Below are 21,784 nucleotides of genomic sequence, written 5' to 3' on the forward strand. Positions count from 1 at the left end.
TGGCAATCCTCCTATGGAAGGCAATCCCTCATGCTGGAAGCTATAAATCTAACTTGCGTCCGAGATGAACGAAGCTTGTTTCAACAGCTCAGTTTCTGTGTGGCTGCGGGGGAGATTGTGCAGATTGAGGGGCAAAACGGGGCGGGTAAAACCAGTTTGCTGCGCATTTTAGCTGGGCTTGCTGATGCCGATGTTGGGCAGGTGAACTGGCTGGGTGAGAATATTCGCCGTGATCGCGCCCGTTATCATCAGGATTTACTGTTTTTAGGCCATCAGCCGGGGATCAAATCGGTACTGACACCTTTTGAAAATCTGGCCTTCTACCAGTCGGTATTTCAGCCAGTGGATAGCGCCGCCATTTGGCAGGCTTTGTCGCTGGTTGGGCTGGTGGGCTATGAAGATTTGCCGGTATCGCAGTTATCTGCCGGTCAGCAACGGCGGGTAGCTTTAGCCCGATTGTGGCTAAGTCGGGCACCGTTATGGATTCTGGATGAACCTCTGACCGCAATTGATAAGCAGGGCGTCAGCACATTGTTGGCCCTATTTGTGGAACATGCCGCCAAGGGGGGCATGGTGTTGCTCACCACGCATCAGGATTTAGATGGCGTCAGCCAGCAGGTGCGTAAAATCCGCTTAACCAACACGCAGGAGAATTAATGTTTATCAGCGTGTTGCGCCGTGAATTAAAAATAGCCTTCAGAAAAGGCGCAGAAATCGTTAACCCACTCTGGTTTTTTCTGATTGTTATCACCTTGTTTCCGTTGGGTATTGGCCCGGAACCGCAACTGTTGGCGCGTATTGCGCCAGGTATCGTCTGGGTTGCCGCATTGCTCGCGTCGTTATTATCGCTGGAGCGGCTATTCCGTGATGATTTCCACGATGGCTCTCTGGAGCAGTTGCTGTTATTACCCAGCCCGCTAGCACTCACGGTGTTAGGCAAAGTGTGCGCTCACTGGGTTGTTACCGGGTTGCCTTTACTGATCTTATCGCCATTGGTGGCATTGTTGCTGTCTCTCGACAGTAATACGGCGATGGCGATGGCGCTGACACTGCTGCTGGGGACGCCGACCTTAAGTTTTATCGGGGCTATTGGTGTCGCGTTGACTGTGGGTTTGCGCAAAGGTGGGGTGCTACTGAGTTTATTGGTTCTGCCGCTGTATATCCCGGTGTTGATATTTGCCACTGCGGCTATTGATGCGGCGTCGATGGCGCTGCCGATTGATGGTTATCTGGCTATTCTGGGGGCGATGTTGGCAGGGAGTGCCACACTGGCACCTTTTGCTACCGCGGCGGCATTGAGAGTGAGTGTGCACTAGCTCATTATCGCAGGCCACAATAGGCTATCCGTTAAAAAGTGCGTGTAAAAAATATCAGTCAAAAGAGTAAAGATTTTCATAAGCTTAAGCGCGGTAGCCAACGCAGATTACAGCAGATTGTGCGCCGTCCCTGCACCGAGGTAACCCATAGGGTGATACCGGTCCAATTTCAACGTGAGCAATGAAAAATGTGGAAATGGTTTCATCAATTCGCTAAACCCGAACGGCTCTATCAGCTGTGTGGGCGATTTATTCCGTGGCTGGGCTTGGCGGCAGTTATCTGCTTGAGCGTGGGCTGGGTATGGGGTTTTGGCTTCGCTCCATCAGATTACCAACAGGGTGACAGTTTCCGTATCATATATTTGCATGTCCCGGCAGCGATCTGGTCGATGGGTATCTATATGTCGATGGCTATCGCGGCATTTGTCGGTTTAGTCTGGCAAATGAAAATGTCCGATAACGTCTTGGCTGCCATGGCTCCGGTGGGGGCAGTGTTTACCTTTATCGCGTTGGTTACCGGCTCGGCGTGGGGTAAGCCTATGTGGGGAACCTGGTGGATTTGGGATGCACGCTTGACCTCTGAGTTAGTGTTGTTATTCCTCTATCTGGGGGTTATCGCTCTGTATAATGCCTTCGAAGACCGTAAGTTGGCTGGGCGCGCAGCGGGCATTCTGGTGCTGGTCGGCGTGGTCAACATCCCCATCATTCATTTCTCTGTTGTTTGGTGGAATACCTTGCATCAAGGTTCGACCAATATGCAGCAAAGCATTGATCCGAGTATGCGTTCCCCGCTTCGTTGGGCGATTTTTGGTTATCTGTTCTTCTTCGCCACACTGACATTAATGCGACTGCGCAATCTGATTTTGCAGCAAGAGCGCCATCGTCCGTGGGTTGCTGCTCTATTGCGTAAGGAGCCACGCGTATGAATCCGGCCTTTAACTCTTGGGCAGAATTTTTTGCCATGGGCGGTTATGCCTTTTATGTCTGGCTGGCGGTTGCGGCGACATTATTATCACTGCTGGGCTTATGGGCCCATACCAGGTGGCAGCATAAGCAATTACTTGCGGATATTCAGCGTCGTGAGGCTCGAGAAAAACGCATTCAGCAGGCAAATCATTCCCAATCAGATTACGTCAAAAGTGTTGCCCGTCCGCAGGAGAAACAACAGTGAATCCACGTAGAAAAAGCCGACTCTATCTGGCGATTGTGGTGCTGATCGGTATCGGTCTGACCGTCACACTGGTGTTGTATGCACTGCGTTCAAATATTGATCTGTTCTATACCCCAGGTGAAATTTTGCAGGGCAAAGGTGAGCGCCATGAGAAGCCGGAAATCGGCCAGCGTTTACGTATTGGCGGCATGGTGATGCCGGGTTCAGTGAAACGCGATGATAAAACACTGGAAATGAGCTTCAAAGTTTACGATGCACGCGGTGCTGTCACCGTGACCTACACCGGCATTCTGCCTGACCTGTTCCGCGAAGGGCAGGGCGTAGTCGCACAAGGGGTATTTGCCGCAGGCAATACCATCAACGCGAAAGAAGTGTTGGCAAAGCATGATGAGAATTACACACCACCGGAAGTGAAAGAGGCAATGAAAGAAAACCATACCCGCCCGGCAGAGGCCTACAGTAGTGCCAATGGCGGAGGCAATGCCTCATGATGCCTGAAATCGGCAGTTTTTTATTGTGTCTGGCGCTGGCCATCTCGCTATTGCTGAGCCTGTACCCGCAGTGGGGAGCCGCGCGTCAGGATGCCCGGATGATGGCGACCGGCAGACCATTGACCTACGGAATGTTTGCCACTATCGCGCTGTCATTTATATGTCTTATATATGCGTTTGTGGTAAATGATTTTACTGTCTCTTATGTGGCGGCAAACTCGAATTCACATTTGCCGGTTTACTACCGGATTGCCGCAAGCTGGGGGGCACACGAAGGGTCACTGCTGTTGTGGGTATTACTGCTCAGTTGCTGGTCATTGGCGGTGGCATTGTTTAGTCGTTCTATGCCGGATGATGCGGTAGCTCGCGTGTTATCTGTGCTGGGAATGATTACTGGCGGCTTCCTGCTGTTTATTATCCTGACCTCAAATCCATTCAACCGCACCTTGCCGGACTTCCCGATTGATGGCAACGATTTGAACCCACTGTTGCAGGATGTGGGGCTGATTTTCCATCCACCGCTGCTCTATATGGGATATGTCGGGTTCTCGGTGGCATTTGCTTTTGCTATTGCTTCCTTAATGGCTGGGCGACTCGACAGTGCCTGGGCGCGCTGGTCACGCCCGTGGACTCAAGCAGCATGGGTGTTCCTGACTATGGGCATCGTGCTTGGTTCGGCATGGGCCTATTATGAACTCGGTTGGGGCGGCTGGTGGTTCTGGGACCCAGTCGAAAATGCTTCCTTTATGCCTTGGCTGGCAGGTACGGCGTTGATTCACTCACTGGCGGTGACTGAAAAACGCGGGACTTTTAAGGCCTGGACAGTATTGCTGGCGATCACTGCATTCTCTTTATGCTTGATGGGCACCTTCCTGGTGCGCTCTGGCGTGCTGGTTTCGGTGCACTCCTTTGCCTCTGACCCGGCACGCGGCATGTTTATTCTGGCTTATCTGGTGATTGTTATCGGCGGCTCTTTGCTGCTGTATGCCGTCAAAGGTGCGCAGGTGCGCAGCCGTACTCAACATGAGGTTTTCTCGCGCGAGACTTTCTTGCTCGGCAACAATGTGTTGTTGATTGCCGCCATGCTGGTGGTGCTACTGGGGACATTGCTGCCACTGGTACACAAACAGTTGGGGCTGGGCAGTATCTCTATCGGCGAACCCTTCTTTAATACTATGTTTACCTGGTTGATGGCTCCAATGGCGCTATTAATGGGGATTGGGCCGCTGGTGCGTTGGCGTCGTGATGAGCCGAGCAAATTGTGGAAGCGTTTGGGCGTCGCGCTGGTAGTTACCTTGCTATTGTCAATATTGGTGCCGTGGTTGCTGCAAGATACCATTGCCGGTATGACGGTGGTGGGGCTGATGATGGCTATCTGGGTGATTATCCTGACTCTGATGGAGTTGCACGAGCGTGCTACCCATCGCCATGGTTTCTGGCGAGGTTTGCAGCACCTTTCCCGTAGCCATTGGGGCATGGTGCTGGGGCACCTTGGGGTGGCCGTGACCGTGATTGGCATCGCCTTTAGCCAGAATTACAGTGTGGAGCGCGATGTGCGCATGAAGGCCGGTGATAGCATTGATATCCATGATTATCACTTCATATTCCGCGATGTTCACGATATTAAAGGGCCAAACTATACCGGCGGTGTCGGCATTATTGATGTCACTCGCAATGGTAAGCCAGAAGCCACTTTACATGCAGAAAAACGCTACTACGCGGTGGCCCGCTCGATGATGACCGAAGCAGCTATTGACGGCGGTTTGACCCGTGATTTGTATGCCGCCTTAGGTGAAGAATTAGATGACGGTTCATGGGCTGTGCGTTTGTATTACAAGCCATTTGTCCGCTGGATCTGGTATGGCGGGGTGTTTATGGCCATTGGCGGCATCTTCTGTATGTTCGATCCGCGGTATCGGATGAGTAAGAAGTTAAAACGCGGCGCTGCATCGGAGGCTGAATAATGAAACCTCAATCCTCATTTAATAAGTTGATGTTTATTCCGTTGGTGCTGTTTTTACTGCTGGTTATCGCCTTTTTAGTGCAATTAACCCGTAATGCCAATGGTGACGATCCCACGATGTTGGAGTCGGCGCTGATTGGCAAACCGGTGCCAACCTTTAAATTGGAATCGCTGGAACAACCGGGGAAAACCTTTGATCAGGCGGTATTGCATGATGGTCAGCCGATGCTGCTTAACGTCTGGGCGACTTGGTGCCCCACGTGCCGTGCTGAGCACCAATATTTGAATACGTTGGCGGCACAGGGCATCCGCGTGGTTGGCTTAAATTACAAAGACGATCGTAGCAAAGCGGTGCAGTGGCTCAACTCGCTAGGCAACCCTTATGCCCTCAGTTTGTATGATGGCGATGGCATGCTGGGCCTGGATCTTGGCGTGTATGGCGCACCGGAAACCTTCTTGATCGACGGTCAGGGCATTATCCGTTACCGCCATGCCGGTGATCTCAATGATCGGGTGTGGCAGCAAGAAATCCTGCCGCTCTATAAAAAGTATCAGGGGGGCGCATGAGGCTCTTTAGTTTGGCGCTCGGCCTGATATTAAGCTGGAGTGCATTTGCCTCCATCGATACCTACACTTTTAGCTCCGTGGCGCAAGAACAGCAATATCGTGAATTGACCGAGCAGCTACGTTGCCCTAAGTGCCAAAATAATAGCATCGCGGATTCTAATGCCATTATTGCCGCTGATATGCGCGGCAAAGTGTATGAACTGCAACAGCAGGGTAAATCCAAACAGCAAATTATTGATTATATGGTGGCCCGATACGGCAACTTCGTCACTTATGAGCCGCCGGTCACCCCTGCCACGTTAATTCTATGGGTTGGACCAGCATTGTTTGTCTTGATAGGTGCAGCGGTGGTGATATTGCGCGCCCGGCGGCGGGTAGAGAAAGAAGCCCCGCTTTCAGCTCAGGAGCAGCAAAGGTTACAAAGCCTATTGGCTTCAGAGGATAAAACTCTGCTGAATCAACAAGCAAAGACTAACAGGAAACAACCATAATGGCTTTTTGGCTAGTAGTGATTATTTTACTGGTGGTTGCGGGTGCCTTGTTGGTCATTCCGGCCATGCGACAAAAGACCAACCTCCAGGCGACGACGCGTGATGAGCTGAATAAGGCTATTTATCAAGATCGTCTATCTGAATTGGCAGAAGATGAAGCGCAGGGCGTGGTCGAGCAGCGACCTGAATTGATTCAGGAGCTGCAACAGAACCTGCTAACAGATATCCCGCAGCAATCATCTGAAAATGCCAGCCCGATCAACCGTTGGGTGTTATTACCCGGAGTGGTGATTCTGGTTGTGGTCTCGGTGGGGCTATATCTGAAAACCGGCGGATTATCTCAAGTACAGGCGTGGCATCAAGTTGAGGCACAAATGCCGGAACTACGCGCTCGTGTTGCCAATGAGCGGGCAGAGCCTCTGACTATGGAGGAAGTTGCGCGTCTGGGGTTGGGATTACGCACATCCTTACAGCAAGACCCCGGCAACGTTAATGACTGGATGATGTTGGGCCGAGTCGGAATGGCACTCAATAATGCCACCACGGCCACCCAAGCTTTTGCTAAAGCTTACCAGCTGGCACCCGATAATGACGATGTCAGGTTTGGCTATGCTGAAGTGCTGACACGTTCCAATGATCCACAGGATAATCAGCTGGGTGCTCGGATGCTGCGCACGATGGTGGGTCAGGATCACAGCAATTTGCGCGCGATGAGTTTATTAGCTTTTAATGCTTTTGAGCAGGGCGATTTTAAACAAGCCATTGGCGCGTGGGAAGTTATGCTAAAATTGCTGCCTGCTGGTGATTCTCGGATAGAAGTGATAAAACGCAGTATTGCACAAGCTAAATCACAGGCAGGGCAGGAAACAGCTACACTGGGAATAGAGGTTTCACTCTCATCTGATGCCGCCCAGAAGTTGCCGCAACAGGGAATGCTGATTATATCGGTAACTGATGGGGCAAATCCGATACCGGTTGCGGTAAAACAACTGCCGTTGAGCCGATTCCCGCTATCCGTGATGCTGGATGACAGTAATGCAATGATGCCCGAGCGGTTGCTCTCATCTTTGCAGCAGGTGAAGGTGCGCGCACGTATCTCGCTGGATGGCACCGCCAATTCGCAACCGGGTGACTGGTTTGGTGAAAGCGATGTGCAGGATTTTGGCGGGAAAGAGCAACCTCAGACTATTCATGTTCAGATAAACAAACAGATCCCTTAAATATAAGGGACTGGAAAGAATTTCATGGAGAAAAATATGAACTACCGCCTGATTGGGCTAACTTTTGCAACCGTACTGTTAGTAGGGTGCGCCAGTAGCTCACCGGATCACATGGAGCAGGGCCGCTCAGATCCACTGGAAGGTTTTAACCGGGCAATGTTCAATTTCAACTATGAGGTTCTTGACCCTTATATTGTGCGCCCGGTTGCGGTTGTCTGGCGCGATTACGTGCCACAGCCAGCACGTAATGGGACGAGCAACTTCTTAAGTAACCTTGAAGAGCCGGCCAGCATGCTTAACAGCTTCTTGGTGGGTGACCCGTACAATGCGATGAAGCACTTTAACCGTTTCTTCCTGAACACGATTCTGGGGATGGGGGGGTTAATTGATGTGGCCAGCATGGCGAACCCGAAACTGGCGAAGCAAGTTCCTCATCGTTTTGGTTCTACACTTGGTCACTATAATGTGGGCTACGGGCCATATGTGGTTCTACCTGCTTATGGCAGCTTTACGATTCGTGAAGATGGGGGTAATGCGGCTGATTACGTCTATCCAGTGTTGAGCTATCTGACCTTCTGGATGTCAGCAGGTAAATGGGCGCTTGAAGGGGTTGAAACCCGTGCACAGCTGTTGGATTCCGATGGTTTGTTACGTAACTCTTCTGACCCGTATCTGATGGTGCGCGAGGCTTACTTCCAACGTAATGACTTCCTGGCAAGCGGCGGTCAGCTGAAACCAGAAGTGAATTCCAATGCTCAAGCCATACAAGGCGATTTGGAAAGCATCGATTCAGCTAACTGATAGTTGACCTCCGATAGCCATATAAAAAAAGCGCCGCAAGGCGCTTTTTTTGTGGGCAAAAGTCTTGCCAAACTGGTGATTAGAACGCGTAGTTGAAGTTCACGCCGTACAGCAGTGCAGTCCCTTTAGAGTCGAACTCATAGGTCGTACCACCCAATGCTGCTGGGGTTTTTTCAGTAATATGAACGTTCTGGCCGTGCATATAGGAAATACCAACGTCAACAGAGGCATCTTTGTTGAAGGCGTAAGTGGTACCAGCACTGATCCAGAAACGGTCTTGGTCTGGGATTGAGATGGTACGGTTATCCGCAGGAACCGGGCTATCATCGAAGGCGATACCGGTACGGAATGTCCAGTTATCATCATAATAATAGGTGGTACCCAACGCGATACGGTAAGCGTCTTTGAAGCCTTCTTGCTTCTCGAACAGTGTTTGGCCGTTGGTTCCGGTGGCTTTCAGCTCTTTAAACTGACTCCAACTGGTGTAGGCCATGCTGTAGTGAATCGCCCACTGTGGTGCCACGCGGTTGTAGCCGGACACTTCCCATACTTCTGGCAGATTCAGGGTCAACGCACCTGGAATAACTGTGCCACCGGTACCGCTTGGTGGTGGCAGTTGGCTGCTGAAGTCACCATCAAAGTCGATTTTTACTTTTGAACGGTAAGTGAAGCTGTAACGGTTTTCTTTATCCACTTCATACAGGACACCGGCATTCCAACCATAGCCCCACTTGGTCCCTTCCATACGGGTGACTTCGGTGCTGTTTGGTATAACCCCACGACCGGCTTCACCGATATGTCGTATAATTTTCGCATCAGCATAAACAGCATTAAAGCCCAGACCGAAGCTGAAGTTTTCATTCAGACGATAAGCAGTGCTCAGATTCAGGTTAGCGGTTTTCAGATCAGTCTCACCACCCAAAGAACCCGCAATATAGTCGTCATTAAACTCGGTCGCCAAACCGTAGTTTGAGGTACCAGAAGCACCAATTGCCCATTGCTCATTCAGCGGCATAATAAAGTGGATATTGGGAATCCACTCTGATGGCGCGATGTTCTTGGCACTAGTACTTCTCCCGCTAACGGGAGATGTTCCACTGATATCAACGTTTGGATCGACATAGACGAAGCCACCAGAGAAAGACGGGCGGTCGAACATAGTCATTGCGGCGGGGTTGCGGCTACCAACAGAAGCATTGTCAGCAACAGCGCCTTCACCAGAGAAAGAGCGGCCCAATGCAGCTGCTGAATATTCATTCAGCTGAAAACCGGCCGCAGAAACGTTTGATGAAATTAATGCTACTGCAGCTGCCAGAGCTGATCGGGTAAACAGGTTTTTCTGGTTCATGACCAAAACCTCATTGTTTTAATTAATGTTACATACCGTAACAAGAGAATGCGGGATTGTAGGGTCCGTTATCGGTCAGACAAAGCAGACCAGTGGCTGAAGTATAGGTCCGACCTGTATCAGTGTTGCAAGCATGTTTTAGAAATTGTTCAGTTTTGATTGCAAAAAATAGACGTAGTTAACAAAAAACTCACAATTTAATAGCAATTGATACAATATTGATGAGCGAACAATCAATTTGACTGTGATTTCCATCACTTAATAGGCCTTTAAACAGTAAGTTCTAGTTCCAAGTGACCGACGAGAGTAAAATAAGGGGTAGAGAAATTATTTTTGTTTTATGTCTTATTTTTGTGCTGTTTGCGCTACCAGATAGGCAATTTGCACCTATTTTGAAATATCCGTTGAGGAGAATTGAAGATGTCAGATGCAATTAATCGCTGTAGTGCTGAAGAAACTGCGGCTTGCTGTTGTGTAGATGTTGGCACCGTCATGGACAATACTGACTGCACCGCATCCTACAGTTGCGTATTCGAAAATCGTGCTGAAGCTGAAGCCATGCTGAAAATGCTGACTGAAAAAGCGCGCGCTGTTGAGTCCGAACCTTGCCTTATCGAACATAAGCTGGAAGAAACTGAAGGCGGTGTACGCCTGACTATCGATTTCACCTTTGCTTGCCAGGCAGAGACCATGATTTTCCAGTTAGGTCTGCGTTAATTTGCGCCTTGCTGTTGAGTTACTCAGGTAAGCTAAATCACTATCAAACGCGGAGCTTTTTGCTTCGCGTTTCTTTTGGTACTATTTCCTCTGTAAATTTATTACCTTAGATTAATCATCCCCACACCGGTTCTTCACTCTTCAACTCTGCCGCCCATTTTTTTTATTCTTAAAAGTTGCTCCTGCTCTCACTTTCCTGCTCTATAGGTTTACCAAATGTAAATGTTTGGTTAACAATCATTAGATCAGGTCTGACCTGTTATTTGTTATGCTTTAATAGAAGCCATTTTATTTATCAGGAGCGTTTATGAGTAAGCCATTACCGCTAGTGACGCGTCAGGGCGATCGCATTGCAATCGTAAGCGGCCTGCGGACCCCTTTTGCCAAGCAGGCAACTGCTTATCATGGCGTGCCCGCTGTCGATTTGGGCAAAATTGTGGTCAGTGAGTTATTGGCCAGAAGTGGTGTTGCTCCTGAATTAATTGACCAACTGGTGTTTGGTCAGGTGGTACAAATGCCTGAAGCACCCAATATAGCCCGCGAAATCGTGCTGGGAACCGGCATGAGTGTGCATACCGATGCTTACAGTGTCTCCCGCGCATGTGCGACCAGCTTTCAGGCCGTAGCCAATGTCGCGGAAAGTATTATTGCCGGTTCGGTGACTGTGGTGATCGCCGGCGGCGCTGACTCTTCTTCCGTCTTGCCCATTGGCGTCAGTAAAGCACTGGCGCGAACCTTGGTTGACGTGAACAAAGCTCGCACGTTATCCCAGCGATTGAAGTTATTCAGTCGGTTGAAATTGCGCGATTTACTCCCTGTTGCGCCCGCGGTAGCCGAATACTCAACCGGTCTGCGCATGGGCGATACCGCGGAGCAGATGGCAAAAACCTATGGTATCAGCCGTGAGGATCAAGATGCTTTAGCACTGCGTTCCCATCAAATGGCGGCGCAAGCCTGGCAGCAGGGGTTATTGCAAGATGAGGTAATGACTGCCTATATTCCACCTTATCGTGAGACTATCGTCGAAGATAACAATATTCGTAAAGACTCCACAATGGCGCAATATGCCAAATTACGCCCCGCGTTTGATCGCAAACATGGCAGCGTTACGGCGGCGAACAGCACACCACTGACTGATGGTGCCGCCGCAGTCATGATGATGAGTGAATCAAGGGCCAAAGAGTTGGGTTTACCGCCTCTGGGCTATCTGCGCAGTTTTGCATTTTCTGCCATTGATGTCTGGCAAGATATGCTGTTAGGCCCATCTTATGCCACGCCACTGGCGCTGGATCGCGCTGGAATTACCTTAGCTGACCTGACTCTTATCGATATGCATGAAGCATTTGCCGCGCAAACATTAGCTAACCTGAAAATGTTTGCCAGCGACAGTTTTGCACGTGAAAAACTGGGCCGAAGCCAGGCAATTGGTGAAGTCGACATGAGTAAATTCAACGTATTAGGTGGCTCTATTGCTTATGGGCACCCCTTTGCTGCAACCGGGGCGCGTATGATTACTCAAACACTTAATGAATTGCGTCGCCGTGGTGGTGGACTAGGGTTAACCACGGCATGTGCGGCGGGAGGCTTGGGTGCCGCAATGATTTTGGAGGTGGAGTAATGAATCAGGAGAAGGTCATCAAGAGCAGTGACGAAACAGTGATCGTGGATATGATTGCTCCAGCCCATTCGGTATTTACCCTCAGTGTTCGGCCCGACAATATCGGCGTTATCACCATTGATGTTGTGGGTGATAAGGTGAATACCCTAAAGGCTGAATTCGCAGAACAAATTGCCGAGATACTGCAACAAGCACAGGCTTTGGCCCAATTGCAGGGGCTGGTGATTATTTCTGGCAAGCCAGACTCTTTTATTGCCGGTGCTGATATCACCATGATAGCGGCTTGCTGTACTGCACAGGATGCTCGCGTTTTGGCGCAAAAAGGGCAGGCTATTTTGGCGCAAATTGCCGCATTTCCGGTGCCAGTGGTGGCGGCTATTCATGGCGCATGTCTGGGCGGCGGTCTGGAATTGGCACTGGCCTGTCATAGCCGCATTTGTTCTCTGGATGATAAAACTGTCCTGGGTCTGCCGGAGGTACAGCTTGGCTTATTGCCAGGATCGGGCGGGACACAGCGCCTACCGCGTTTGGTAGGGGTGAGCAAGGCGCTGGATATGATATTGACCGGCAGACAGGTTCGTGCGCGTCAGGCGCTTAAAATGGGGCTGGTGGACGATATCGTACCGCAGGATATCTTGTTGGATGTGGCTCTCCAACGGGCAAAAGCAGGATGGCTTGATAGGCCGACATTGCCATGGCAGGAGCGCTTACTCAGCGGCCCGCTAGGTAAGGCACTGTTGTTTAGCATTGTGCGCAAAAAAACGCTGGCGAAGACCAAAGGCCATTATCCCGCAGCTGAGCGCATTATTGACGTGGTACGCAAAGGGCTGGATCACGGCGGCCCTGCCGGTTATGAAGCCGAGGCCAGAGCTTTCGGTGAGCTGGCGATGTCTCCTCAGTCGGCGGCTTTGCGCAGTCTGTTTTTTGCGACCACCTCACTGAAAAAAGAGACCGGTGGTGCCGCGCAACCTCGTGCTATTCATCGTGTCGGGGTATTAGGCGGCGGCTTAATGGGCGGCGGCATTGCTAATGTCACCGCGACCCGTGCGGGCCTGCCTGTGCGTATCAAAGATATCAATCCACAGGGCATTAATCAGGCACTGAAATATACCTGGGATGTTTTAGGCAAGCGGGTGCGCAGTAAACGCATGCGTCCAGCTGAACGGCAGCGGCAGATGATGTTGATTTCCGGCAGCACGGATTATTGTGGTTTCAGCAATGTTGATATTGTTGTGGAAGCGGTATTTGAAGATTTATCCCTGAAGCAACAAATGGTTGCCGATATTGAGAACTTTGCTACCGAGCACACTATTTTTGCCTCGAATACATCATCGCTGCCAATAAGTCAGATTGCGGCACAGGCACAACGGCCAGAGAATGTTATCGGCCTGCACTATTTCAGCCCGGTGGATAAAATGCCGTTGGTTGAAGTTATCCCTCATGCCAAAACCAGTGAAGAAACCATTGCCACCACAGTTGCTTTAGCCCGTAAACAAGGGAAAACAGCTATTGTGGTAGCGGATTGTGCCGGGTTCTATGTAAACCGCATTCTAGCACCTTATATCAATGAAGCTGCGCGCTGCTTACTGGATGGTGAACCTATTGATTCTATCGATAAAGCTTTAGTAGATTTCGGCTTCCCAGTTGGCCCGATTACCTTGCTGGACGAAGTAGGAATTGACGTCGGTACCAAGATAATGCCAATTCTGGTGGAGCAGTTAGGGCCACGTTTCGCGGCACCCGCTTCATTTGATGTCATCTTGAAGGATGGGCGTAAAGGGCGTAAAAATGGCCGTGGTTTCTATTTGTATCCGGCTAAAAGTACCGGTTTTAAGTGGAAAAGAGACTCGGGTAAGCAAGTTGATACCAGTGTTTATACCTTGCTTGGCGTCACACCCAAGGCCCACCTTCAATCAGCGGTAATCGCACAGCGCTGCACGATGATGATGTTGAATGAAGCCGCTCGCTGCCTCGATGAATCTATTATTCGTCAACCACGAGATGGTGACATTGGCGCGGTGTTCGGCATAGGTTTTCCGCCATTCCTTGGTGGACCATTCCGCTATATGGATAGCTTGGGGGCTGAAAAAGTGGTGAAAACACTTAATTTGCTGGCACAGAAATACGGTGAGCGTTTTGCTCCTTGCCAACGGCTGGTTACGATGGCGGAACAACAGCAGAAATTTTACCCGCAGGAAAGCCAAGTGAACGAAGATCAGAGCAAGGATAGTGCCAGCAGCTAGAGGCACTAAAATGCTTTCAGCGTGTTTTTTCACCCATTTTTGTGCAGGTCAACACTCTATAATTAACAGTGTGAGCAGGATCACCGCCTGCAACTCTAAGGGATAAGGTGGCTGTACAGCGGGAACAAGCCGCGCTACCTTAAATCAGAATCACGTTAAGTGACTATTCGTGCCAGAATGAGTTCATAGCCACTTATTGTGCAGGTGATAGAATTTAGATTAAGCTATTGATATGGTTAATTTGTAACCAATCAGGGGCGGCTGTTGATACCTCGGTGTAAAAAACAGCCATTTTCTTTACCTTAAGTTTCAGGCAAAATGCCCGGCCGCCATAGAGAGACGGCGCGTTATCGTTATGAAGTTTCTTTGCTAATGAGCAAAGGTTTCGGCGGTACAGCACGCAAAGCGTTTCTGTATAGCGTTATTTTGTTAACAAAAACGGTGCAATATGCAAGTTTTCATTATGCGTCACGGTGACGCGGCTCTTGATGCAGCAAGTGATGCGCAAAGGCCTCTAACTCTGTGTGGTCAGGATGAATCACGTCAGATAGCAAGCTGGCTAAATGACCAGTCAGTCGATGTTGATCAGGTTCTGGTCAGCCCTTATTTACGTGCAGGGCAAACATTGGAAGTGGTGCGCGAAGTGTTGACACTGCCGCCACAACAAGAAGTGATGCCAGAATTAACGCCCGGTGGGGATGCCGCTTTTGTCAGCTGTTATTTGCAGGCGCTGGCAAAAGAAGATTGTGCGGCGGTGCTGGTTATCTCGCACTTGCCACTGGTTGGGTATCTGGTGGCTGAACTTTGTCCGGGGCAATGCCCGCCGATGTTTGCAACTTCGGCAATCGCCTGTGTTGATTTGAATGGCGAGACAGGCAAGGGGACTTTTGACTGGCAGGTGAGTCCAACACAGCTTCTGGCGAAGGCTTGCCACGGTTGATTTATAACATATAAATATGAACCGATAAGGGCGCAATTGTTATTGCGCCCTTTTTGATTTGCCCGTATTGAAGCAAGCTGCCATTATCAAATGTTATTACTGAGAATCTTACGAAGTCTGATTAAGACTATGCCGCCGCAATGATACCATGACCCAACGGCCTGACAGTTATTGCAGGATTGCAATGGCAGGAAGTTGGTTGTAGCTCATTTTCAGCACCGAATGATACTATTGCATCCGGTGTGACGGGAGTAATCTCTAAGGAGTACAGAGACTCTTGTTTTATATTTTCCCTTTTGGTTGCCTCTGTCGGGATCTTCGGGAATACAGGTTGCTGCTGTTGGAACAGAGCTGCATGGATATCCCGCATTGACAGACTTACACCACCAACTTCTATATTTTTCAGCGAATTAAAGCCTGAGAATTTCGAGTTAAGATTTTCATTAATAATTAAGCTGTTGCTAGGGTTGGCGCCCTTAATGGTGATTTTCGTTTGAGGGATGAAACCGCCTCTAATGACTTCGAAATGCAGCATTTCTGGAGCAATGCCAGCACCCAATATTAGGGTATTATCGCGAGACCCTCGGGGGAGTTTGAGCTCTTTGTTACCATCCCCCAGATTATAAGTGTAATCATTACCACCGCGGGTGTTTGATACCGCGTCTAGATAAGTATTTTGGCTTGATATAGGGGTATTTTTCATCATATTGATAGCTCCTTAGTCAGTTTAGCAGTACGAGTAATTCCACATTCAAGCTAGATCAATGAACAGAGATAATCGCGCAACGCTAAGCAGGACTAAGAGGCACTAACAAAATAAAGCTGTAGCCTAAAATACAAAAAAATAAATCTTACTTATTCAGCTAGCTCAATTAACACGAGTAATGCAGCCGTGCCACCCCACTCTTTAGGGGCTTGATGGAATGCCAGCACATCAGGATGTTGCGCCAACCATAGCGGGGTTTGTTGTTTTAACACATGTTTGCCGTGACCATGCATGACGCAGGCACAGTGCACATGCTCACGTTTGCAGGCCGCAATTAGCGCGCCCAATTCTTGCTTGGCTTGTTTTTGCGTTAATCCGTGCAAATCCAAAAACATATCGGGCGAGTAGTCGCCACGACGCAGCTTTTTAACTTCAAAATGGTCAACGCCGGGTCGCACATAGCGCGTCGGGCCTTCGGTATCCAATTGCGGCTGGAATTCATCGGAAAAATAATAACTGGCATCGACCTGTTCTTGCAGCAATCGTTCTGGCGCAATTTTTTTACCCAGCTTAGGCGGCGCATGGTGAACAATCGTGTCTTGTTTCAGCTTTTTCGCCCCAGCGATCGACTCTTTAAACAGCTGTAATTCATCAGTTGTCAGGTGATATTTATTTTTCATTGTCTATTCATCGTGCTTATTCATTTTCCCCAGTTTACCTAATGTCCCGCGGAGATTAACCACTTTAATCTGTCTTAAATGTGTCTTTCATTATTTGGTTATCATGCAACTGATGTATTGCTGCTGATTTGTGGCGGGCTTCATGGCAAACTAGGCAGATAGATAATGATTTTACGTACCCGCTGGAGAATATTTTGGACAAGATTTTCGTCGATGAAGCAGTAAATGAGCTGCACACCATTCAGGATATGCTGCGCTGGGCAGTCAGCCGTTTTAATGCGGCCAATATTTTTTATGGTCACGGTACTGATAATCCGTGGGACGAAGCGGTGCAGTTGGTTTTCCCAAGCCTATTCTTGCCGATTGATATTCCAGAAGATATGCGCAATGCGCGGCTGACTTCCAGTGAGCGTCACCGCATTGTTGAGCGGGTTATTCGCCGTGTTAATGAACGTATTCCAGTGGCTTATCTGACCAATAAAGCTTGGTTCTGCGGCATGGAATATTATGTCGATGAGCGCGTGCTGGTGCCACGTTCACCGATTGGTGAGTTGATCAACAACCGCTTTGATGGCGTTATTCGTTATCAACCTAAGCATATTTTGGACATGTGTACCGGCAGTGGCTGTATTGCGATTGCTTGCGCCTATGCCTTCCCAGAAGCCGAAGTGGATGCCGTTGATATCTCTAACGATGTGCTGGCAGTGACTGAGCATAATATCCAACAGCACGGGATGGAGCATCAGGTCACGCCAATTCGTTCTGATCTGTTCCGTGATTTACCGCCAATCAAATATGACCTGATTGTCACTAACCCGCCATATGTTGATGCCGAAGACATGGCTGACTTGCCGCAAGAGTTCCGCTTTGAACCTGAGCTGGGGCTGGCTGCGGGCAGTGATGGCCTGAAGCTGGCGCGCCGAATTCTGGCTTGTGCACCTGATTTCTTACAGGATGACGGCGTGCTGATTTGCGAAGTGGGCAACAGCATGGTGCATTTGATGGATGAGTATCCCGACGTACCCTTCACTTGGCTGGAGTTTGACAATGGTGGTGATGGCGTCTTTATGCTGACTAAACAGCAACTTATTGACTGCTCATCACATTTCAGCATGTATCGTGATTAATCATCACTTTTAAAACTGCCAACCGGTTAATATTATGCTGGCAGCGAACTTAATGACTTAGAGGAACCGTGATGGCTGGGAACAGTATTGGGCAGTTTTTCCGCGTCACCACTTTTGGTGAATCTCACGGCATTGCCTTGGGGTGTATTATCGATGGCGTCCCACCGGGCATCCCTATCACTGAAGCCGATATTCAATTGGATCTCGACAGACGTCGCCCCGGCACCTCGCGCTATACCACTCAACGTCGTGAGCCGGATCAGGTGCGGATTCTATCTGGTGTGTTTGAAGGCGTGACCACCGGTACCAGTATTGGGTTGATGATTGAAAATACCGACCAGCGTTCACAAGATTACAGCGCCATAAAAGATGTGTTTCGCCCAGGGCATGCTGATTACACCTACGAACAGAAGTATGGTGTGCGTGATTACCGTGGTGGTGGCCGCTCTTCTGCCCGTGAAACCGCAATGCGGGTTGCTGCTGGTGCCATTGCTAAAAAATATCTGGCTCAGAAATTTGGCGTGCAGGTGCGTGGCTATCTGGCACAAATCGGTGATATCAGCTGTGAGTTAATCGACTGGGATTTGGTTGAGCAAAACCCATTCTTCTGCCCAGATGCCAGTAAATTAGAATCACTGGATGCCTTGATGCGTGAGCTGAAAAAGGCCGGTGACTCGATTGGTGCCAAAATCACCGTGGTGGCTGAGCATGTGCCAGTGGGGTTAGGTGAGCCGGTATTTGACCGTTTAGATGCTGATTTAGCCCATGCGCTGATGAGTATCAACGCGGTGAAAGGGGTGGAAATCGGTGATGGTTTTGCGGTGATAACCAAACGGGGCAGCGAAAATCGCGATGAAATTACCCCGCAAGGTTTCCAAAGCAATCATGCCGGTGGCATCTTGGGTGGGATCAGCAGCGGGCAGCCGATTGTGGCGCATATTGCGCTAAAACCTACTTCCAGTATTACAGTGCCGGGGCAAACTATTAACCGGCAGGGTGAAGCGGTTGAGATGATTACCCGTGGCCGTCATGATCCTTGCGTTGGTATTCGTGCCGTCCCGATTGCTGAAGCCATGATGGCGATTGTATTAATGGATCACTTGCTGCGCCAACGCGCCCAGTGTGGTGATGTGGTTTCTGACGTTCCGCGTTGGTAGACACAATGAACAAATGGATTGCAGGGGTCATGACCTTGGCGGCACTGATTGCTGTTGGCCCGGCCATGGCAGCGACCCCTTGGCAGCAAATTACCCACCCGGTGACGGGTGCTCCGCAGGCCATTGGTGGTTTCGCCAATGGTTGTGTGATTGGTGCCATGCCTTTACCGCTTGAGTCAGCCGACTATCAGGTAATGCGAGCGGATCAGCGCCGCTATTTTGGTCATCCTGATTTATTGAATTTTATTCATCGTCTCAGTGCTAAAGCCCAGCAAAATAAGTTAGGAACGGTGCTGATTGGCGATATGGCAATGCCTGCTGGCGGGCGCTTTAGTAGCGGTCATGCCAGCCATCAGTCGGGGCTGGATGTGGATATTTGGCTGCAACTGCCATCACAGCGCTGGAGTCAGCAACAATTGCTAAAACCGCAACCGATTGATTTGGTTGCAGCCGACGGTAAACGAGTGGTTCCTGCATTGTGGCAACCGCAAGTTGAAAGTTTGATAAAACTGGCGGCAAATGATAATGAAGTGACACGCATCTTTGTCAATCCAGCGATTAAAAAGCAGCTTTGTCTGGATGCTGGCGCAGATCGCAATTGGCTGCATAAAGTGCGCCCATGGTTTGGTCATCGTGCCCATATGCATGTGCGTTTACGTTGCCCAGCAGATAGTCTGGAATGTTTGGATCAAGATACACCGCCACCCGGTGATGGTTGTGGTGCAGAGTTAGAAAGTTGGTTCCAGCCTCATCAGCCAAGTGCTAAGCCGGGCAAAACCTTACCGCCACCATTGCCACCTTCCTGTCAGGCTTTGCTGGACAATCATTTCGCTGCGGAATAAATCATGGATTGGTTTGCCCTTGGTCCTGCGGTTTTGGGGATACTGTTTTTAGTTGCTCTGCTGGCCGGTTTTATTGATTCTATTGCTGGCGGCGGCGGGTTACTGACTGTTCCGGCGCTATTGGCTGTAGGGCTCCCTCCCGCACAGGTGTTAGCCACCAATAAATTGCAATCCGTTGGCGGATCATTCTCCGCCAGCCTCTATTTTATTCGGCGCGGCGCGGTGAATCTAAAGGAGCAACGGCTAACCATTGCGCTAACTGTGGTGGGGTCGATGTTGGGGGCTATTTTGGTCCAGCATATGCGCGCGGACCTGTTACGGCAGATACTGCCGCTGCTGGTGATTGGGATCGGCGTCTATTTTCTGGTCACTCCCAAGCTCGGCGAAGTTGATCAGCAGCGGCGTTTGTCGGCTTTACCCTTTGCCTTGATTGCTGGCGGTGGTGTCGGTTTTTACGATGGTTTCTTTGGCCCAGGTGCCGGTTCATTCTATGCATTGGCTTTTGTGACGCTATGCGGCTTCAATCTGGCTAAATCCACTGCTCATGCCAAAGTGCTCAATTTCACCTCTAATTTAGGCAGCCTGATTTTCTTTATCGTTGGCGGCAAAGTGGTGTGGGGCATTGGGCTGGTGATGCTGGTGGGGCAAGTTTTAGGCGCTCGGTTGGGCGCGCATATGGTATTGACCAAAGGCCAGAAGTTAATTCGCCCAATGATTGTCGTGGTGTCATTCGTAATGAGCTGCAAGCTACTGTACGACAGCCACGGTGTCGAGATCTCCTCCTGGCTAGGATTACACGTTTTCGCATAACTTAAGGTATCTGGGGCAATAGTGAAGTTGCCTCCTTGCCGATACCGCTCTTACGGACCCCAGCATGACTCATGACTACCAGCAGTTAATCGACATTTTTAATACTTGTTTCAGTGATGAATATAATACGCGATTGGTAAAAGGTGACGACGAACCTATCTATCTGCCCGCCGACGACCAGTTTGCTTATCATCGGGTCATTTTTGCTCATGGCTATTATGCCAGCGGCATGCATGAAATTTCTCATTGGTGTATCGCTGGTGAAGAGCGGCGCAAGCTGGTGGATTTTGGTTATTGGTATTGCCCTGATGGGCGCGATGCATTAACTCAGAGCCAGTTTGAAGTTGTCGAGATAAAACCCCAGGCACTGGAGTGGATGTTTTGTGTTGCGGCCGGTTTTCCTTTCAATGTCAGTTGCGACAATTTGGAAGGCGATTGTGAACCAGACCGGATAACCTTCCAGCGTAAAGTACGTGAACAGGTGCTGTGGCATCTGGAAAACGGAATATCCCCACGACCTGCGGGCTTTATTCAGGCGCTACAATCGTTCTACAATACGCCGCCGCTGGCAGCCGAACTTTTCCCTTACCCGGAAGATTGAGTTTAACCCCATCCTTGGAACTTGAAGCCGCAGGGTTGCTATCCTTCGAGAGCAATGGCTTCGGATGCAGAACATAGAATATATACCCGATAAATTTCAGACCACAGACAGGCGGCGAAAGAGTTTATCCCGATGAGCTTACATATGTCAGTGATTCGGATGAGCGAAAGCAGCCAATACGCTGTGGTTTGAAAGATAACGGGTTATTGAGGAAAAGTAATGATCGCAGATTTCGAAACGCATATTTTAGCGCAAATTGACGACATGGTAGAGCACGCCAGTGATGATGATCTCTTTGCGGGTGGCTATCTACGCGGCCATTTGACGCTAGCAGTGGCGGAATCCGAAGAGCACGGTGAAACGTCCGCCGAGCAGCTACATGCGCGTGTCCAGCATAGTTTAGACAAGGCCATCAAGGCGGGTGAATTGTCGCCGCCAGATCAGGTGTTAGTTTTGGGGTTGTGGGATCGCTTGCTCGAACAAGCCCAAAATCCCCTTCGTCCTTGAAGCCGCAGGGTTGTTAGCGGCGCTCACTTACCCGAATCACTTACTAATGTAAGCTCATCGGGATGCGTTCGCCTGCTGCCTACCTGCAACTCCAATGACTTTGGGCATTTATTTTGTCCTTGAAACCACAGAGTTGTTAGCGGCGTTCACTTACTCGAATCACTTACTGATGTAAGCTCATCGGGATGCGTTCGCTTGCTGCCTACCTGCAGCTCCAATGACTTTGGGCATTTCTTTGGTCCTTGAAATCACAGGGTTGTTAGCGGCGTTCACTTACCCGAATCACTTACTAATGTAAGCTCATCGGGATGCGTTCGCTTGCTGCCTACCTGCAACTCCAATGACTTTGGGCATTTCTTTGGTCCTTGAAACCACAGGGTTGTTAGCGGTGTTCACTTACCCGAATCACTTACTAGTGTAAGCTCATCGGGATGCGTTCGCTTGCTGCCTACCTGCAACTCCAATGAC

At 49.8% G+C, this 21,784-nt stretch carries 23 protein-coding genes; 20 read left to right on the plus strand and 3 right to left on the minus strand.

What is annotated here, in order from left to right; genetic code table 11:
- Nucleotides 1-30: 30 nt before the first annotated feature.
- The 10 genes from ccmA (at nucleotide 31) to mlaA (ending at nucleotide 8,020) form a co-directional block, all read left to right on the plus strand.
- Nucleotides 31-657, plus strand: a complete 627-nt coding sequence (gene ccmA / locus N0H69_RS09835) for a cytochrome c biogenesis heme-transporting ATPase CcmA (protein WP_050109468.1) — start codon at nucleotides 31-33, stop codon at nucleotides 655-657.
- Complete coding sequence (gene ccmB / locus N0H69_RS09840) at nucleotides 657-1,316, plus strand: heme exporter protein CcmB (protein WP_050109469.1); 660 nt, start codon at nucleotides 657-659, stop codon at nucleotides 1,314-1,316. Before ccmA ends, ccmB begins: the two co-directional genes overlap by 1 nt.
- A gap of 188 nt (nucleotides 1,317-1,504) precedes the next feature.
- A complete protein-coding gene (locus N0H69_RS09845; protein ID WP_050109470.1) occupies nucleotides 1,505-2,242 on the plus strand; it encodes a heme ABC transporter permease in 738 nt (245 codons plus the stop codon).
- Complete coding sequence (gene ccmD / locus N0H69_RS09850) at nucleotides 2,239-2,487, plus strand: heme exporter protein CcmD (RefSeq protein ID WP_050151962.1); 249 nt, start codon at nucleotides 2,239-2,241, stop codon at nucleotides 2,485-2,487. Before N0H69_RS09845 ends, ccmD begins: the two co-directional genes overlap by 4 nt.
- Complete coding sequence (ccmE, locus tag N0H69_RS09855; protein WP_050109472.1) at nucleotides 2,484-2,978, plus strand: cytochrome c maturation protein CcmE; 495 nt, start codon at nucleotides 2,484-2,486, stop codon at nucleotides 2,976-2,978. Before ccmD ends, ccmE begins: the two co-directional genes overlap by 4 nt.
- On the plus strand, nucleotides 2,975-4,942 hold the full coding sequence (locus N0H69_RS09860; RefSeq protein ID WP_050120792.1) for a heme lyase CcmF/NrfE family subunit: 1,968 nt from the start codon (nucleotides 2,975-2,977) through the stop codon (nucleotides 4,940-4,942). The genes ccmE and N0H69_RS09860 overlap by 4 nt, the downstream gene beginning before the upstream one ends.
- A complete protein-coding gene (locus N0H69_RS09865) occupies nucleotides 4,942-5,508 on the plus strand; it encodes a DsbE family thiol:disulfide interchange protein (RefSeq protein WP_050109474.1) in 567 nt (188 codons plus the stop codon). Before N0H69_RS09860 ends, N0H69_RS09865 begins: the two co-directional genes overlap by 1 nt.
- A complete protein-coding gene (locus tag N0H69_RS09870; protein ID WP_050151963.1) occupies nucleotides 5,505-5,999 on the plus strand; it encodes a cytochrome c-type biogenesis protein in 495 nt (164 codons plus the stop codon). The genes N0H69_RS09865 and N0H69_RS09870 overlap by 4 nt, the downstream gene beginning before the upstream one ends.
- Nucleotides 5,999-7,219 carry a c-type cytochrome biogenesis protein CcmI gene (ccmI, locus tag N0H69_RS09875; protein ID WP_050151964.1) on the plus strand — a complete coding sequence of 407 codons (1,221 nt, stop codon included), beginning with the start codon at nucleotides 5,999-6,001 and terminating at the stop codon, nucleotides 7,217-7,219. The genes N0H69_RS09870 and ccmI overlap by 1 nt, the downstream gene beginning before the upstream one ends.
- A gap of 36 nt (nucleotides 7,220-7,255) precedes the next feature.
- Nucleotides 7,256-8,020 (plus strand): phospholipid-binding lipoprotein MlaA, encoded by a 765-nt coding sequence (gene mlaA / locus N0H69_RS09880; RefSeq protein ID WP_072077651.1) that lies wholly within the window; start codon nucleotides 7,256-7,258, stop codon nucleotides 8,018-8,020.
- A 79-nt stretch (nucleotides 8,021-8,099) separates the two neighbouring features.
- Here the strand turns inward: mlaA and fadL are convergent, their stop codons facing one another.
- A complete protein-coding gene (gene fadL, locus N0H69_RS09885) occupies nucleotides 8,100-9,368 on the minus strand; it encodes a long-chain fatty acid transporter FadL (RefSeq protein WP_050109478.1) in 1,269 nt (422 codons plus the stop codon).
- Nucleotides 9,369-9,788: 420 nt separating this feature from the next.
- Between fadL and N0H69_RS09890 the strand changes: the two genes are divergently transcribed.
- The 4 genes from N0H69_RS09890 to sixA all read left to right on the plus strand — a co-directional run bounded on the left by N0H69_RS09890 (nucleotide 9,789) and on the right by sixA (nucleotide 14,886).
- Nucleotides 9,789-10,085: a YfcZ/YiiS family protein gene (locus N0H69_RS09890; protein WP_004708926.1), complete on the plus strand. Its 297-nt coding sequence runs from the start codon at nucleotides 9,789-9,791 to the stop codon at nucleotides 10,083-10,085.
- A gap of 307 nt (nucleotides 10,086-10,392) precedes the next feature.
- Nucleotides 10,393-11,703, plus strand: a complete 1,311-nt coding sequence (gene fadI, locus N0H69_RS09895) for an acetyl-CoA C-acyltransferase FadI (RefSeq protein WP_050151966.1) — start codon at nucleotides 10,393-10,395, stop codon at nucleotides 11,701-11,703.
- Entirely contained in the window at nucleotides 11,703-13,946 is a 2,244-nt protein-coding gene (gene fadJ, locus N0H69_RS09900) for a fatty acid oxidation complex subunit alpha FadJ (RefSeq protein WP_050151967.1), read from the plus strand. Before fadI ends, fadJ begins: the two co-directional genes overlap by 1 nt.
- Before the next feature lie 448 nt (nucleotides 13,947-14,394).
- Nucleotides 14,395-14,886: a phosphohistidine phosphatase SixA gene (gene sixA / locus N0H69_RS09905; protein ID WP_050109481.1), complete on the plus strand. Its 492-nt coding sequence runs from the start codon at nucleotides 14,395-14,397 to the stop codon at nucleotides 14,884-14,886.
- A gap of 127 nt (nucleotides 14,887-15,013) precedes the next feature.
- Here the strand turns inward: sixA and N0H69_RS09910 are convergent, their stop codons facing one another.
- Entirely contained in the window at nucleotides 15,014-15,592 is a 579-nt protein-coding gene (locus N0H69_RS09910; protein WP_050151968.1) for a hypothetical protein, read from the minus strand.
- A gap of 149 nt (nucleotides 15,593-15,741) precedes the next feature.
- The gene (gene smrB, locus N0H69_RS09915) at nucleotides 15,742-16,272 is read right to left on the minus strand and encodes an endonuclease SmrB (RefSeq protein WP_050151969.1); all 531 of its coding nucleotides are present in this window, start codon (nucleotides 16,270-16,272) and stop codon (nucleotides 15,742-15,744) included.
- A gap of 194 nt (nucleotides 16,273-16,466) precedes the next feature.
- Here smrB and prmB point away from each other — a divergent pair, with 194 nt between their 5' ends.
- From prmB to N0H69_RS09945, 6 genes are all read left to right on the plus strand, one after another.
- Nucleotides 16,467-17,399, plus strand: coding sequence for a 50S ribosomal protein L3 N(5)-glutamine methyltransferase (gene prmB / locus N0H69_RS09920; protein WP_050109484.1), 933 nt, complete (start codon nucleotides 16,467-16,469; stop codon nucleotides 17,397-17,399).
- Between the two features lie 71 nt (nucleotides 17,400-17,470).
- Nucleotides 17,471-18,556: a chorismate synthase gene (gene aroC, locus N0H69_RS09925; protein ID WP_050151970.1), complete on the plus strand. Its 1,086-nt coding sequence runs from the start codon at nucleotides 17,471-17,473 to the stop codon at nucleotides 18,554-18,556.
- Nucleotides 18,557-18,561: 5 nt separating this feature from the next.
- Nucleotides 18,562-19,398, plus strand: coding sequence for a penicillin-insensitive murein endopeptidase (gene mepA, locus N0H69_RS09930; RefSeq protein ID WP_050151971.1), 837 nt, complete (start codon nucleotides 18,562-18,564; stop codon nucleotides 19,396-19,398).
- A gap of 3 nt (nucleotides 19,399-19,401) precedes the next feature.
- Nucleotides 19,402-20,208 (plus strand): sulfite exporter TauE/SafE family protein, encoded by an 807-nt coding sequence (locus tag N0H69_RS09935; RefSeq protein WP_050151396.1) that lies wholly within the window; start codon nucleotides 19,402-19,404, stop codon nucleotides 20,206-20,208.
- 64 nt (nucleotides 20,209-20,272) lie between these two features.
- On the plus strand, nucleotides 20,273-20,809 hold the full coding sequence (locus N0H69_RS09940) for an elongation factor P hydroxylase (protein WP_050120808.1): 537 nt from the start codon (nucleotides 20,273-20,275) through the stop codon (nucleotides 20,807-20,809).
- A 219-nt stretch (nucleotides 20,810-21,028) separates the two neighbouring features.
- On the plus strand, nucleotides 21,029-21,316 hold the full coding sequence (locus tag N0H69_RS09945) for a YfcL family protein (protein ID WP_050101560.1): 288 nt from the start codon (nucleotides 21,029-21,031) through the stop codon (nucleotides 21,314-21,316).
- Nucleotides 21,317-21,784: the final 468 nt, after the last annotated feature.

The organism is Yersinia alsatica (genome assembly GCF_025133195.1).
Classification (GTDB): Bacteria; Pseudomonadota; Gammaproteobacteria; order Enterobacterales; family Enterobacteriaceae; genus Yersinia; species Yersinia alsatica.